Annotated in this window: 11 protein-coding genes; 8 read left to right on the top strand and 3 right to left on the bottom strand. The window is 71.8% G+C overall.

The window, feature by feature from the left end:
* Nucleotides 1-13 precede the first annotated feature (13 nt).
* A complete protein-coding gene (locus tag BG482_RS12795) occupies nt 14-790 on the top strand; it encodes an SDR family NAD(P)-dependent oxidoreductase (RefSeq protein ID WP_069769112.1) in 777 nt (258 codons plus the stop codon).
* A 261-nt stretch (nt 791-1,051) separates the two neighbouring features.
* Nucleotides 1,052-2,308, top strand: coding sequence for a tyrosine-protein phosphatase (locus tag BG482_RS12790; protein ID WP_069769111.1), 1,257 nt, complete (start codon nt 1,052-1,054; stop codon nt 2,306-2,308).
* Nucleotides 2,309-2,371: 63 nt separating this feature from the next.
* Here the strand turns inward: BG482_RS12790 and BG482_RS12785 are convergent, their stop codons facing one another.
* Nucleotides 2,372-3,565 carry an RtcB family protein gene (locus tag BG482_RS12785; RefSeq protein WP_069769110.1) on the bottom strand — a complete coding sequence of 398 codons (1,194 nt, stop codon included), beginning with the start codon at nt 3,563-3,565 and terminating at the stop codon, nt 2,372-2,374.
* A 204-nt stretch (nt 3,566-3,769) separates the two neighbouring features.
* On the opposite strand from BG482_RS12785, the gene BG482_RS43890 reads away from it, so the two are divergent.
* The 3 genes from BG482_RS43890 to BG482_RS12770 all read left to right on the top strand — a co-directional run bounded on the left by BG482_RS43890 (nt 3,770) and on the right by BG482_RS12770 (nt 7,158).
* Complete coding sequence (locus tag BG482_RS43890) at nt 3,770-4,624, top strand: hypothetical protein (protein ID WP_069769109.1); 855 nt, start codon at nt 3,770-3,772, stop codon at nt 4,622-4,624.
* Nucleotides 4,625-4,742: 118 nt separating this feature from the next.
* A complete protein-coding gene (locus BG482_RS12775) occupies nt 4,743-5,723 on the top strand; it encodes a DUF3558 domain-containing protein (protein WP_079141772.1) in 981 nt (326 codons plus the stop codon).
* A gap of 76 nt (nt 5,724-5,799) precedes the next feature.
* Nucleotides 5,800-7,158, top strand: coding sequence for a DUF2637 domain-containing protein (locus BG482_RS12770; RefSeq protein ID WP_069769107.1), 1,359 nt, complete (start codon nt 5,800-5,802; stop codon nt 7,156-7,158).
* A gap of 476 nt (nt 7,159-7,634) precedes the next feature.
* Here BG482_RS12770 and lysS read toward each other — a convergent pair whose 3' ends face one another.
* Entirely contained in the window at nt 7,635-9,377 is a 1,743-nt protein-coding gene (gene lysS, locus BG482_RS12765; protein WP_069769106.1) for a lysine--tRNA ligase, read from the bottom strand.
* Between the two features lie 139 nt (nt 9,378-9,516).
* Between lysS and argS the strand changes: the two genes are divergently transcribed.
* Nucleotides 9,517-11,283 carry an arginine--tRNA ligase gene (gene argS, locus BG482_RS12760; RefSeq protein WP_069769105.1) on the top strand — a complete coding sequence of 589 codons (1,767 nt, stop codon included), beginning with the start codon at nt 9,517-9,519 and terminating at the stop codon, nt 11,281-11,283.
* A gap of 508 nt (nt 11,284-11,791) precedes the next feature.
* Nucleotides 11,792-12,577, top strand: coding sequence for a DUF4253 domain-containing protein (locus BG482_RS12755; RefSeq protein WP_069769205.1), 786 nt, complete (start codon nt 11,792-11,794; stop codon nt 12,575-12,577).
* A 43-nt stretch (nt 12,578-12,620) separates the two neighbouring features.
* On the opposite strand, the gene BG482_RS12750 is transcribed toward BG482_RS12755, so the two are convergent.
* Entirely contained in the window at nt 12,621-13,877 is a 1,257-nt protein-coding gene (locus tag BG482_RS12750; protein WP_069769104.1) for a PLP-dependent aminotransferase family protein, read from the bottom strand.
* 223 nt (nt 13,878-14,100) lie between these two features.
* On the opposite strand from BG482_RS12750, the gene BG482_RS12745 reads away from it, so the two are divergent.
* Nucleotides 14,101-14,304, top strand: a complete 204-nt coding sequence (locus BG482_RS12745; RefSeq protein ID WP_069769103.1) for a hypothetical protein — start codon at nt 14,101-14,103, stop codon at nt 14,302-14,304.
* Nucleotides 14,305-14,346: the final 42 nt, after the last annotated feature.

Below are 14,346 nucleotides of genomic sequence, written 5' to 3'. Positions count from 1 at the left end.
CGAGGAGCAGCACATGGCCACCGCCGCACCGTCCGCCGCCTCCCGCATCGCCGTCGTCACCGGTGCGAGCAGCGGGATCGGCGCCGCCACCGCCCGGCAGCTCGCCGCAGCCGGCTACCGGGTCGTCCTCACGGCCCGCCGCAAGGACCGCATCGAGGCCCTCGCCGAGGAGATCACGCAGACGGGCGGCTCGGCGGCCGCCTACCAGCTGGACGTGACGGACCGTGCCGCGGTCGACGAGTTCGCGACGGCCTTCAAGACGATCGGCGTGCTGGTCAACAACGCGGGCGGCGCGCTCGGCGCCGACCCCGTCGCCACCGGCGACCCCGCCGACTGGCGCACCATGTACGAGACGAACGTCCTCGGCACCCTCAACGTCACCCAGGCCCTCCTGCCCAAGCTCGACGCGAGCGGCGACGGCACCGTCGTCGTCGTCTCCTCCACCGCCGGTCACGGCACGTACGAGGGCGGCGCGGGCTACGTCGCCGCCAAGCACGGCGCGCACGTCCTGGCCGAGACGCTCCGCCTGGAGATCGTCGGCCGCCCGGTCCGCGTCATCGAGATCGCCCCCGGCATGGTCAAGACCGACGAGTTCGCCCTCACCCGCTTCGGCGGCGACGAGGACCGGGCGGCCAAGGTCTACGAAGGCGTCGCCGAACCCCTCACCGCCTGCGACGTGGCCGAGACCATCGCCTGGGCCGTCACCCGCCCCAGCCACGTCAACGTCGACCTCCTGGTCCTGCGCCCCCGCGCCCAGGCGTCGAACACCAAGATCCACCGGGAACGGTGAGGAACGGCCCGCCCAGGGCCCCGCGCAGCCCGGGTCGCCGCAAGCCCCGCTGTCCGGGCCCGACGCACCTCGTGGCGAGGTTCCCGAAGCCGTCGGGCATGTCGATCACCTCGGCGGGAGTGTCGTCCCCCGCCCTCCCGCCACGGGGCGTCGGCCTTCGCCCGCTCGTCGTAGCACTTCCGCGGAAGCGACTCGACCGCCCAGCTGACGACAGCGCAACGGCCCGACGGTTCCCGCTCCCTCTCCCCTAAGGTCCTGCCCGTGGACAGACACATACCGTTCGAGACCCTGCACAACTTCCGCGACCTGGGCGGATACCCGACCGGAACCGGCCACCGGATCCGCCCGCGCCTCCTGTTCCGCGCGGGATCCCTCGGCAGACTCAGACCGGGCACACCCGACTGGGACCGCTTCCTCGCCCTGGGCATCGGCACGGTCGTGGACCTGCGCCACCCCTGGGAGGCGGAGTCCGCGGGCCGGATCCCGCCGCACGACTCCTTCGCCTACCACAACCTCAGCATCGAGCACCGCCCGTACGACCAGGCCGCCGCGACGCCGGACGTCGAGCCCGGCCCCTACCTCTGCGCCCGCTACCTGGAAGTGGCCGAGGACGGCACGAAGGAGATCGCGGCGGCGCTGCGCCTGGTGGCCGAGGCGGACGGCGGCCTGGTGTTCCACTGCGCCTCCGGCAAGGACCGCACCGGTCAGCTCGCAGCCCTGGTCCTCGCCCTTCTCGGCGTCCCGGACGAGACGATCATCGAGGACTTCAGCCTGACCGAACTGGCGACCCGGTCCCTGCTGGAGGACTGGAGAGCCCGCAACGACGGCCGCTCCCCGGCCTGGCCGGCCTTCGGCCGCGCCCCCGAGGCGGCGATGCGCCTGTTCCTGCGGGCCCTGCGCGCCCGCCACGGCTCCGTCGAGGCGTATGTCACGCACGCCCTGGGCCTCGACGCCGAAGCCCTGGCCGCCGCCCTGCGCGCCCGGCTCCTGGAACCCCTCCCCACCGTCTGGCCGGAGCCGGTCTACCGCAGAGCCGCTCCCGAGGACGCACCACTCCTGGTCCGCCTGCGCGACACGGCGGCCCTGTGGCAGCTGGCCCGGGGCATCGAGCAGTGGCTGCCCGGCGAGAAGGACGAGGCCCACTTCGTCGACCGGATGCGCGAGGGAGAGGTCTGGCTGGCTCACACGGACGGGGCGCTGACCGGCGCCTTCGAACTCTGGTGGGACGACCCGGCGGCCTGGGGCCCGCGCCCGCCGGACGCCGGCTACATCCACCGCCTGATGACGACCCCGCACACCGCCCCGCCCGGCACGGGCCGCAGAATGCTGGCCCGGGCCGAGTCCCGCATCGCCGCGACCGGCCGCCCCTACGCCCGCCTGGACTGCCTCTCCAGCAACCCCCGCCTGCGCGCCTACTACGAGTCGGCGGGCTACACGGTCGCCGGCGAGCAACGAGCCAAGAAGGGCGGCCCGGGCAGCCCGTACGCGGTGACCCTGCTGGAGAAACGACTCGGCTGAACTCCGCGCGGGCCCCCGGCTTTCGGAGGCCCGCCCGTCGGACACCCGCCCGACGGGGCGGCCTCAGCCCTTCACGCAGACGACCTGCTTCAGCTTCGCCACGACCTCCACCAGGTCCCGCTGCCGGTCGATGACCTGCTCGATCGGCTTGTAGGCCGCCGGAATCTCGTCCACCACGCCGGAGTCCTTGCGGCACTCCACGCCCCGCGTCTGGTCCTCCAGGTCCTTCGTGGAGAAACGACGCTTGGCGGCACTGCGGCTCATGCGCCGACCCGCGCCGTGCGAGGCCGAGTTGAACGCCTTCTCGTTGCCCAGGCCCTTGACGATGTACGACCCCGTGCCCATCGACCCCGGGATGATGCCGTACTCGCCGGAGCCCGCGCGGATCGCGCCCTTGCGGGTGACGAGCAGGTCCATTCCCTCGTAGCGCTCCTCGGCCACGTAGTTGTGGTGCGCGCTGATCTCCTGCTCGAAGACCGGCTTCGCCTTCCTGAACTCCTTGCGGACCACGTCCTTCAGAAGCGCCATCATCAGGGTGCGGTTGTACTTGGCGTACTCCTGCGCCCAGAACAGGTCGTTGCGGTAGGCCGCCATCTGCGGCGTGTCCGCGACGAAGACGGCGAGGTCGCGGTCGACCAGACCCTGGTTGTGCGGCAGCTTCTGCGCCACCCCGATGTGGAACTCGGCGAGTTCCTTGCCGATGTTCCGGGAACCGGAGTGCAGCATCAACCAAACAGAACCGGTCGTATCCGTGCACACCTCGACGAAGTGATTGCCGGATCCGAGCGTTCCCATCTGTTTTGCGGCGCGTTCTGCACGGAATTTGACCGCTTCGGCGATCCCGTCGAACCGCCCCCAGAAGTCGTCCCACCCCCCGGTGGCCAGCCCGTGGAAGCCGCCCGGCTCGACGGGGGCGTCGTGCATGCCCCGCCCCACCGGGATCGCCTGCTCGATCTTCGAGCGCAGCCGGGACAGGTCGCCGGGCAGGTCGTTCGCGGTCAGCGACGTCTTCACCGCCGACATCCCGCACCCGATGTCGACCCCCACCGCCGCGGGACACACCGCTCCCTGCATCGCGATGACCGAGCCGACCGTCGCACCCTTGCCGTAGTGGACGTCCGGCATGACCGCCAGACCCCTGATCCAGGGCAGGGTCGCGACGTTGCGCAGCTGCTGCAGCGCCCCCTCCTCGACCGACCCCGGGTCGGCCCACATACGGATGGGCACCTTCGCGCCCGGCATCTCCACGTACGACATAACGTCCTCATTCCCCCGGAACCACTACAGAAGTATCAAGTCGCAAAACCGGTGCCAAGGTCGATGAAAAGGGACGACGGACCGGCATCCACGGTGTCGCGTGCGATACACATTGTCTGCAGGGGCCGCACCCGTCCGGCAAGCGAATAACCAGCGCGGACACCGGCCCGAAGATCCAGAAGTGACCGTCGAGAGGAGCCGACCGTGCAGCGGAAGGCGTACGTACCCGGCGTCGTGGCCCTCCTCGCCGCGCTGCTGGCCGGCTGCACCGGCGCTTCGGACGACGGCGGTTCGACGGACGACTCCAATCCGGGCGACGCCGGCACGGCCTCCGCCGCCGCACAGCCCGGCCGGTACACCACGCTGCCGGAGGCGTGCGGCGTAGTGAGCCGGTCCACCCTCGACTCGCTCCTCCCCGGCGTCAAACAGCTTCCCGACGAGACCCAGCGCGACACGGCCTACGCGGGCGAGGCGACGCTGACGTACGACACGGACCGCAAGGTGGGCTGCCGTTGGAAGGTGGAGTCCGCGGACGCCACCGACCATCTCCTCGTCGACTTCGAGCGCGTCGTCTCCTACGACAACGCGGTGAGCGACGACAACCAGGCCGAGGCGCTGTTCGCCAGGAAGGTGACGGCGGCCGACCTGCCGGCGCCGGCCGTGTCGCCGACGGCCGGGGCCGCCACGGGATCCGCCGCCCCGTCCACGGGCGCGAGCCCCTCGGCCTCGGCGTCGGGCTCTCCCTCCGCTCCCGCCTCCTCCCCTTCGGCCTCCGGCTCGGCTTCGGCGTCGGCTTCGTCCACCGCGGCGCCGGCCGATCTGCAGCCCCGCCTGCTGGACGACCTGGGCGACGAGGCGTTCGTCGACGACGTGGTCGGCAATTCGGGTTCGACGGCCAAGCAGCGCACGGTGACTGTGGCGTTCCGCACGTCCAACGTCATCGTGACCATCGAGTACGAGGAGCAGTCGACGACCGTCGGTGTGACGCCGGACAGCGAGGAAATGCAGGACAAGGCCCGGAAACTGGCCGCGCAGCTGGTCGACTCCCTGTCCGCCTGAGGCCACTTCGGCCTCGTTCGTGCCCGGTCCGCGAAGGCCTCGAAGGGGAGCCGCACAGCTTCTTCACCGCGTACCGTGGCCCCTCGGACCCGATCCGACCGCAGGAACCACGAGCGTCATGAGTGAAGGAACCATGCAGCGACGAGCCCAGCGAGACGGCCAGTTTGACCAGCGTGAGCAGCGTGACGAGCGAGCGAGGCGTGCCGGAGGTCTGAACCGCCTCCTCGCCGCGGCGGTTGCCGTCCCGGTGATGCTGATCGCCGCGGGCTGCTCCTCGGACTCCGGCTCGGACTCCGGCTCCGGGGACAAGGCGCAGGACGCCGCCGCGACCGGCGGCACGGGCACGGATTCGACGGCGAGCGCCGCGCCGACCGTGCAGGCGGCGGCGTACAAGACGCTGCCGGAGGCCTGTGCGGCGGTGTCCAAGAAGACACTGACCGAGTTGGTGCCGAAGGCCGCGGGCAAGAAGGGCACGTCGAGCGACGCGGGCGAGCGGGCGAGCTGCTCGTGGTCGAGCCTGGCCAACAACGGCGTGAAGGGCTCGCAGTTCCGCTGGCTGAACGTGTCGCTGCTGCGTTTCGAGTCGGACGCGACCACGGGCGACGGCGAGTCGCAGGCGAAGACGTACTACGCGAAGCAGGTCAAGGACGCGCAGGCGGTGGCCGGCGCGAAGGACACGAAGGCGACCCCGGCCGCGGGGACGGGCGACGAGGCGACGCTGGTCCGGTACGACCTGAAGAAGGCGGAAGGCGCTTTCAGGCAGCAGACGGTCGTGGCGCGGGTGGAGAACGTCGTCGTCACGCTGGACTACAACGGCGCCGGCCTGGCGGGCGACAAGACGCCCACCTCGGACACTCTGACGAAGGCCGCGGAGAAGGCGGCCAAGGAGGCGGTGGCCGCGGTGCGGTCGGCCAACGGCGCGGGCGGCGGCGGCAGTTCGGACTCGGGCTCCGACCCGGCCCCCTCGGCGTCTCCCTCGTCGACGGGGAAGGCGAAGCCTTCCGCCTCGCCGTCGGCGGCCCCGTCGGCGGCCCCGTCGGCGTCGGCGTCCAAGGCGGCCGCGGCAGCTCCGAAGGCTTCCGCGTCCGCGAAGAGCTGACGGTCCGGCACAGCGTGCGCCGCACACATGTGCCACCCTGTTGCGCGCAAGAACACGCAAGGGGAGGGGAGTACGGGTGGCCGCGCCAATACAGCTGACCCGGATGCACCGCGTTCTCATCGGCGTGGTCGTGACCGGCGCCGTGATCATCGCCGGTATCGGCTTCGCCGGTTCGTACGCGGCCGTCCGGGAGCTGGCCATCGAGAAGGGCTTCGGGAACTTCTCCTATGTGTTCCCGATCGGCATCGACGCGGGCATCTGCGTCCTGCTGGCCCTGGATCTGCTGCTGACGTGGATCCGCATCCCCTTCCCGTTGCTGCGGCAGACGGCATGGCTGCTGACGGCCGCGACGATCGCCTTCAACGGCGCGGCGGCCTGGCCGGACCCGCTGGGCACGGGCATGCACGCGGTGATCCCGATCCTGTTCGTGGTGGCCGTCGAGGCCGCCCGGCACGCGATCGGCCGGATCGCCGACATCACGGCCGACAAGCACATGGAGGGCGTGCGCATCACGCGCTGGCTGCTCTCGCCGCTGCCCACGTTCCTGCTCTGGCGCCGGATGAAGCTGTGGGAGCTGCGCTCGTACGACCAGGTGATCAAGCTGGAGCAGGAACGTCTCGTCTACCAGGCGAGGCTGCGTTCCCGCTTCGGCCGGGCGTGGCGTCGTAAGGCTCCGGTGGAGTCGCTGATGCCGCTGCGGCTGGCCCGCTACGGCGTCCCGCTGGCGGAGACGGCCCCGGCGGGTCTGGCGGCGGCGGGCATAGAACCGGCCCTGCTGCCCCCCGTGCCGCTGCAGGCACAGGCACAGGACCGGTCGGCCCTCGCGCCTCACCAGGAGCTGCAGGAGCTGGCTGCGGGACCCGTGCCGCGACAGCCGCAGCAGCCGGAGCCCCAGCAGGGCGGGCAGGTGCAGCAAGGGCCGCAGGGCCAGGGGATGCGGAGCGCACAGCAGGCGCAGCAGATACCGCAGGCCGGGCAGCAGTCCATGCCCCCAGAGGACGACCAGAACCCGTGGTTCCAGTCGCCGCACGAAGTGCAGTACCAGGGCGGCTACGACCCCACCTACGACCCCTCGGAGCAGTACGCCCAGTGGTACGAGGAGCAGCAGCGGGCCGAGCAGTACGCGGACCAGTACCAGGAGGAACCGCCGGCGCAGGAGCCGTCGCCGGAGGAGACCGGTTCGTTCCCCATCCCCGTGGTGCCGGGCCGCAGCCGTGAGCTCGGCGAGGGCGGCGGCAGCCCGGAGCCGACCGAGGACGACTACTACCTGGTCTTCAAGAAGTCGATAGACGGCAGCTACCCCACGTCGGGCCAGCTCAGGAACGACGTCGAGGCGACGTACGGCGTGATGCTCCCGCAGCGCGAGGCCGATCGCATGGTCAACCGCTTCACCAACCGCCACACGGCGGAACTGCAGGACGACCACATCGCTTAGAGGTCCTGACAGAAGTTGTTGATCGAGTAACAATCTGCTTGCCGACGATCGCCTCGGCCCCGCTGCGGGTGCGGTCTCCCTTGGAATGGCTGTGCGGGGGGCCCGCTTCCCGCCGTGTGTCCGTCCCGGACGGGACCGCACCCGTACACCGTGGACGGTGTGTCAAGTGACTGTGGACGGTGTGGTTACGGTGCCGAGGGATGGAGTTGACGGCGTTTTCGCCGCCGCGATCCGCCCGGTCGCGTATTCACCGATTCGCTGACGACGGCTGACCCCGCGGCCGCCCGCTCCGCCCCGCCGCCTGCCTCAGCACCCACCGCCACGTCCGACGCCTTTGTCAGGACGTCGTAGACGGACCGGAACACGCGGAGGCGGAACCGGAACGCGCCAGGCGGACCCGACCCCGCCGCGGACCGGAACGCGCGAGGGCCCGCGCACCGGCCACCGGTGCGCGGGCCCCTTCGTGTGCGTCCTGCCTACTCCCCGAGCAGGGCCCGCACCCGGTCCTGTCCCACCGCGAGCAGCAGCGTGGGCAGGCGCGGGCCGGTGTCACGGCCGACGAGCAGGTGGTAGAGCAGCGCGAAGAACGTCCGCTGGGCGGTCTTGATCTCCGGCGGCAGCTCCTTGGGCGTGGCGTCCGCCGAGAACCCTGCCTGCACCTTCGGGACGCCGTAGACCAGGTGGGTCAGCCCGTCCAGCGACCAGTTGTCGGCGAGTCCGTCGAGCAGCAGCCGCAGGGACTGCTGGGAGGCCTCGTCGAGGGACTTCAGCAGGTCGGCGTCCGGCTCCGCCCGCACGATGGTGCGCTGGTCGGCGGGGACGTGGTTGTTGATCCACGCCTCGGCCTTGTCGTACCGGGGCCGGGCCTCGTCCAGCGCCCCGATCGGGTTCTCGGGGTCGAGTTCGCTGAGGATCCGCAGCGCCTGCTGCTGCTCCCCGGCGGTGATGTCGGCGACGGAGGCGAGGGTGCGGTACGGCAGCGGCCGCGGCGTGCGCGGCAGCTCACCGCCGGCGGTGCCCACCGCGCGGGAGTGCGCGGCGACGTCGGCCGGGAGCGCCGAGCCCTCGCCGACCTTGGCGTCCAGCTTGTCCCACTCGTCGTAGAGCCGCTGGATCTCCTGGTCGAAGGCGATCTTGAAGGACTGGTTCGGGCGGCGGCGGGCGTAGAGCCAGCGCAGGATCTGCGGCTCCATGATCTTCAGCGCGTCGCCGGGGGTGGGCACCCCGCCCTTGGAGGAGGACATCTTCGCCATGCCGCTGATGCCGACGAAGGCGTACATCGGCCCGATGGGCTGCTCGCCGCCGAAGATGCCGACGATCTGTCCGCCGACCTGGAAGCTGGACCCGGGGGACGAGTGGTCGACGCCGGACGGCTCGAAGACGACGCCCTCGTACGCCCAGCGCATCGGCCAGTCGACCTTCCAGACCAGCTTGCCGCGGTTGAACTCGTTCAGCCGGACGGTCTCGGCGAAGCCGCACGCGGTGCACGTGTAGGACAGCTCGGTGCTGTCGTCGACGTACGAGGTGACCGTGGTGAGGTCCTTCTCGCAGTTGCCGCAGTAGGGCTTGTACGGGAAGTAGCCGGCGGTGCCGGACGAGCCGTCGTCCTCGGCGGCTGCGCCCGAGCCCTCGGCGGCCTCCAGCTCGGCCTCGTCGAGGGGCTTCTGCTGCTGCTTCTTCGCCGGGGCCTTCTTGGTGCGGTACTGGTCGAGGATGGCGTCGATGTCGCCGCGGTGCCTGACCGCGTGCAGGATCTGCTCGCGGTAGACGCCGGAGGTGTACTGCGCGGTCTGGCTGATGCCGTCGAACTCCACGCCGAGCTCGGCCAGCGACTCGACCATCGCGGCCTTGAAGTGCTCGGCCCAGTTCGGGTGCGCCGAGCCCCGCGGGGCCGGGACGGACGTCAGCGGCTTGCCGATGTGCTCGGCCCAGGACTCGTCGACGCCGGCGATGCCCTGGGGGACCTTGCGGTAGCGGTCGTAGTCGTCCCAGGAGATCAGGTGGCGGACCTGGCGGCCGCGGCGGCGGATCTCGTCGGCGACGAGGTGCGGCGTCATCACCTCGCGCAGGTTGCCGAGGTGGATGGGGCCGGAGGGGGAGAGGCCGGAGGCGACGACGACCGGTTTCCCGGGGGCCCGACGCTCCGACTCCTCGATGACCTCGTCCGCGAAACGGGAGACCCAGTCGGTGGTCTCGGTGCTCTGCCCCACGATCGGCACGTCCTCTTGTTCTGAAGGCTTCCGGGTTTGAAGTGCGCTTCATTGTCCCAGACGGCCCCGCACCCGGGAAAACCGCTTTACCCCCCATGGGATACTGGTGGTGCCCATCCCACCCACGAGGAGAACGGCACCCACTCCTATGGCCTCGGTCACGTCCCTCAGTCACTCCGTCGAGCAGCACCTGTCGTCCGCCATCTCCGCCACCCTGCCGGAGGCCTCCGCGGACCCGCTGCTGCGACGAAGCGACCGGGCCGACTTCCAGGCCAACGGCATCCTCGCGCTGGCCAAGAAGGCGAAGGCGAACCCGCGGGAGCTGGCGACGCAGGTCGTGGCGAACGTGGTGGCCGGTGACGTGATCAAGGAGATCGAGGTCTCGGGCCCCGGCTTCCTGAACGTGACGATCACCGACCGGGCGATCACCGAGAACCTTGCGGCGCGGTACGCGGACGCGGAGCGGCTGGGCGTGCCCCGGTCGCCGCAGCCGGGCACGACGGTCATCGACTACGCCCAGCCGAACGTGGCGAAGGAGATGCACGTCGGCCATCTGCGGTCGGCGGTCATCGGCGACGCGACGGTGCGGATGCTGGAGTTCACCGGCGAGAGCGTGGTCCGTCGTCACCACATCGGCGACTGGGGCACCCAGTTCGGCATGCTCATCCAGTACCTGGACGAGCACCCGCACGAACTGGACCACAAGGACGCCCAGGTCAGCGGCGAGGAGGCGATGTCCAACCTGGACCGCCTCTACAAGGACGCCCGCAAGCTGTTCGACGCGGACGAGGAGTTCAAGACCCGGGCCCGTCGCCGGGTGGTCGACCTCCAGGCGGGCGAACCGCGCACCCTCGCCATCTGGCAGAAGTTCGTCGACGAGTCGAAGATCTATTTCTTCTCCGTCTTCGAGAAGCTGGACATGGAGATCCGCGACGCGGACATCGTCGGCGAGTCGGGTTACAACGACATGCTGGCGGAGACCTGCCGGCTGCTGGAGGAGTCGGGCGTCGCGGTCCGCTCGGAGGGCGCGCTCTGCGTGTTCTTCGACGACGTCAAGGGCCCGGACGGCAACCCGGTCCCGCTGATCGTGCAGAAGTCCGACGGCGGTTACGGCTACGCGGCGACGGACCTCTCGGCGATCCGCGACCGTGTCTTCGACATCAAGGCGAGCACGCTCCTCTACGTCGTCGACGCCCGGCAGTCGCTGCACTTCAAGATGGTCTTCGAGACGGCGCGGCGGGCCGGCTGGCTGAACGACCAGGTGAAGGCGCACCAGCTCGCCTTCGGCACGGTCCTCGGCAAGGACGGCAAGCCGTTCAAGACGCGTGAGGGCGAGACCGTCAAGCTGGTCGACCTCCTCGACGAGGCGGTGGACCGGGCGACGGCCGTGGTCCGCGACAAGGCGGAGAAGGTCGGCCTGTCCGAGCAGGAGATCGAGGAGAACGGCAGGTACGTGGGCATCGGCGCGGTGAAGTACGCCGACCTGTCGACGTCCGCGGTCCGGGACTACAAGTTCGACCTGGACCAGATGGTGTCGCTGAACGGCGACACGTCCGTCTACCTGCAGTACGCGTACGCGCGTGTCCAGTCGATCCTGCGCAAGGCCGGCGAGGCCCGTCCGGTCGCCCACCCGGAGCTGGAACTGGCCCCGGCGGAGCGGGCGTTGGGCCTGCACCTGGATCAGTTCGGCGAGACGGTGGCGGAGGCGGCGGCGGAGTACGCGCCGCACAAGCTGGCGGCCTACCTGTACCAGCTGGCCTCGCACCTGACGACGTTCTACGACCAGTGCCACGTGCTGTCGCCCGACAACGCGCCCGAGGTCGTGGAGAACCGGCTGCTCCTGGTCGACCTCACGGCCCGGACGCTGCGGCGGGGCATGGCGCTGCTGGGCATCCGGACGCCCGAGCGGCTCTGAGCGCCCGAGCGGCTCCGAGCGTCCGACGACGCGTGCGGCCCGTTCTCTCCCCCCGCGGGAGCGGACGGGCCGCGGCGTTCGTCCGGTCGGCAGAGCAGGTCGGCGCAACGGCTCAGCGGTCGTGCCGGCACCGCCCGGCAAGGGTAGTGCGGGGCCCGTCCGACGGCCGGGGACGGCAGCCCCCCGGGCGCGATTGCGTCACGAGCCGGTGCGCCGGTCGGCCGCATGTCCGCGGAACCGACTCCTCACCGGCGTGCGTCCCCCACCGGGGCACACGTTCGACGAGGAGGGCCGGGTGGAGCACGAGTCGCCGGGTGATGCCCTGTTGGGGTTCCTGGTCGTCGGGGTGCTCGGGGTGCTCGTCCCGGCGTCGGTCGTCCTTCCGGCGATCGGCGCGGGCATCTGGCTGACGCACCGCGTGCGGGCGCGGAGGGCGGCCGGAGCCGCCGATCCCCACCGCCCCCTGTCCGGCGGCCCGTTGTCAGTGGCTGCCCGTACAGTCACCGGCATGGCGACTCTTCCCAACCCGCTGCCCAAACTCGCGTCCGACCCGAGCGGGCGCTCCCTGGGGCTGCAGCTTCCGCCCGGGCGGCTGATCGACACGACCGTCGAGGGGCCGTGGCACGAGCCCCTGCTCTGGCATGCGCAGCGGTCGGCCGCGCCGGGCAACTGGAGTGCGCTCGGGGGCTCTTCGGCACGGGCGGGGCTCCTCCCCGTCCTCGTCGACCTGGGCGGCGCCCAAGGCGGCCCGGGCGAGTGGGAGTTGATGCCCGACGCGATGTCGTACCCGGGCGACCACGACGCCGAGGACGTGCTCGCGCAGTACTGGGAGGAGTGCGCGGCCGAGGGCGAGGAGTGGCCCGGCCCGGCCGCCGCGCTCACCCTCGCCTCCGATCCGGGCGCGCGCGCCGCACAGGTCGCCGACTCCCTGGCCGACGAGGGCGGTTCCTGCTTCTCCGCTCCTCACCTCGCCCTGGTCCCGGCGCGGCGCAGCGCGGACATCCCCGCCGCCGTCGGCTGGACGGGCCCGGCCAACCACGAGAGCGACACGGCCCGCCTCTGCGCGGTGCTGCGCTCCTGGGAGGACCGCTTCGGCATACGGGTCGTCGGGCTCGGCTTCGACGTGCTCGTGGTCTCCGTCGCCGCCCCGCCCGCCACGCTCACCGAGGCGACGGCCGTGGCCGCCGAGCACTTCGCGTTCTGCCCGGACAACGTCCTGCAGGGCGCGGGAGACCTGGCGGCCTACGCCGAGCAGCTCGTAGGCGAGCACGCCTGGTCCTTCTGGTGGGACTGACGGGACCGACGGGATCGACGGGATCGACGGGATCGCCTCCCGGTCACGCCTTGAGCCCCCGCCCCAGCCTGTTCAGCCCCTCCGCGATCTCCTGCGGCGTCTGCGTCACGAAGCACAGCCGCAGCGCCCGGCGGTCGGGCTCGCCGGCGTAGAAGGGCGCGCCGGGGACGTACGCCACGTCCTGGGCGACGACCTGCGGGAGAAGGGCCGTGGTGTCGTACCGCTCGGGGAGGCGGGCCCAGAGGAACATGCCGCCCTCCGGCCGGTTCCACACCGACCCGTCCGGCAGCGCCTGCTCCAGCCCGGCCAGCATGGCGTCCCGTCGCTCCCGGTAGACGGCCGCCACCCGCGTCACGTGCGCGTCGAGGTCCTGGACGGCGAGGTAGCGGGCGGCGGCGAGCTGATTGACGGTGGGCGTGTGCAGGTCGGCGGCCTGTTTGGCGATCGCGCAGGCCCGTCGCAGCGGGGCGGGAGCCCGCAGCCAGCCCAGCCGGAGACCGGGGGCCATGACCTTGGAGAAGGAGCCGAGCAGCACCGTGCGGTCACGGGCGTCGGGGTGGGCGGCGATCCAGGGAACGCGTCCGCCCTCGTAGCGGAGTTCGCCGTAGGGGTCGTCCTCGACGATCCACAGGCCGTGCCGGGCGGCGACCGAGGCGACGGCGGCGCGGCGCTCGGCGGGGAGGGTGCGGCCGGTGGGGTTCTGGAAGGTGGGGACGGTGTACAGGAGCTTGGGTCGCTCACGGGCCACGAGGTCGGCGAGCGCCTCGGGGTCCGGGCCGTCCGCGTCTGCGGGCACCGAGAGGATCCTCGCTCCCGCCAGCCCGAAGACCTGCAGGGCGGCCAGGTAGCAGGGCTCCTCGACGAGGACGGTGTCCCCGGGGTCGAGGAGAGCCGTCGCCAGCAGGGACAGCGCCTGCTGGGAACCCGTGGTGACGAGCAGGTCGTCGGCGGAGGTGGGCAGTCCGCGGGCCGTCGTCCGCGCGGCCAGCCGCTCCCGCAGATCCGGCTCGCCCTCGGTGGTGGAGTACTGCAGGGCCCGGGCCGGGGCCTCCTCCAGCACGTGGCGGAACGCGGCGGCGACTCCCTCGCGGTCGAACAGCTCGGGTGCGGGCAGCCCGCCCGCGAAGTTGATCACCTCGGGACGGGCGGTGACGGCGAGGATGTCCCGCACGGGCGAGCCGCCGACCGTCCGGGCGCGGGCGGCGAGCGGCGGAGGCGCGGGTGAGGGTGCGGGTGCGGGTGCGGGTGCGCCTGCGGACGGGGAGGCGGCTGCGGGCGGGGGTGCGGAAGCGGGCGTCATGACCGCACCCTAGAGATATGGATGGCGTCTACACCGGCCTTTTCGGCATGTGGACGGCGCTCCGGCGGCCGGCTCCCGGCCGGGCGGCCGTCCCGTACCGCGTCCCACACCGCGTCCCACGAGGGAACGGTTTCCGCAGGTCAGATGGGCTTGGATCGGCCCGTCGTCCCGAGTTCGCCGAGGACTGTGGAAGCAGGACGGCCCCACGGCACAGGCTTGCCCCATGTCCACGCGCCCCACTCCCCCCGCTCTCCCCGCCCGCCGCGGTGTCCGACGCCGCGTCCGGCTGCTCGCGGGGGCCTCGCTGACCCTCGTCGCGGCACTCGCCCTCACCGCGTGCCACGACGGCCAGGGCCTGCGCGACGAGGGCCCGTCGGGCGCCGGTACCCCGACCGGCGCCGCCGCGAAGCCCGCGCACGGGCGGTAGCAGGGCGGCCGGCCGTCGCCACCCGTGCGGGACGGTGTCGGC

This window comes from Streptomyces sp. LUP30 (genome assembly GCF_001746365.1).
Taxonomy (GTDB): domain Bacteria; phylum Actinomycetota; class Actinomycetes; order Streptomycetales; family Streptomycetaceae; genus Streptomyces.
This window is presented reverse-complemented; position numbering and strand designations above follow the sequence as displayed.

What these genes read in the sequence shown, in the direction of transcription:
- BG482_RS12795 (WP_069769112.1), top strand. Translation starts at nt 14, where the DNA reads ATGGCCACCGCCGCACCGTCCGCCGCCTCCCGCATCGCCGTCGTCACC.
- BG482_RS12755 (WP_069769205.1), top strand. Translation starts at nt 11,792, where the DNA reads ATGGCGACTCTTCCCAACCCGCTGCCCAAACTCGCGTCCGACCCGAGC.
- BG482_RS12785 (WP_069769110.1), bottom strand. Translation starts at nt 3,565, where the DNA reads ATGTCGTACGTGGAGATGCCGGGCGCGAAGGTGCCCATCCGTATGTGG.
- BG482_RS12775 (WP_079141772.1), top strand. Translation starts at nt 4,743, where the DNA reads ATGAGTGAAGGAACCATGCAGCGACGAGCCCAGCGAGACGGCCAGTTT.
- BG482_RS12745 (WP_069769103.1), top strand. Translation starts at nt 14,101, where the DNA reads ATGTCCACGCGCCCCACTCCCCCCGCTCTCCCCGCCCGCCGCGGTGTC.
- argS (WP_069769105.1), top strand. Translation starts at nt 9,517, where the DNA reads ATGGCCTCGGTCACGTCCCTCAGTCACTCCGTCGAGCAGCACCTGTCG.
- BG482_RS12750 (WP_069769104.1), bottom strand. Translation starts at nt 13,877, where the DNA reads ATGACGCCCGCTTCCGCACCCCCGCCCGCAGCCGCCTCCCCGTCCGCA.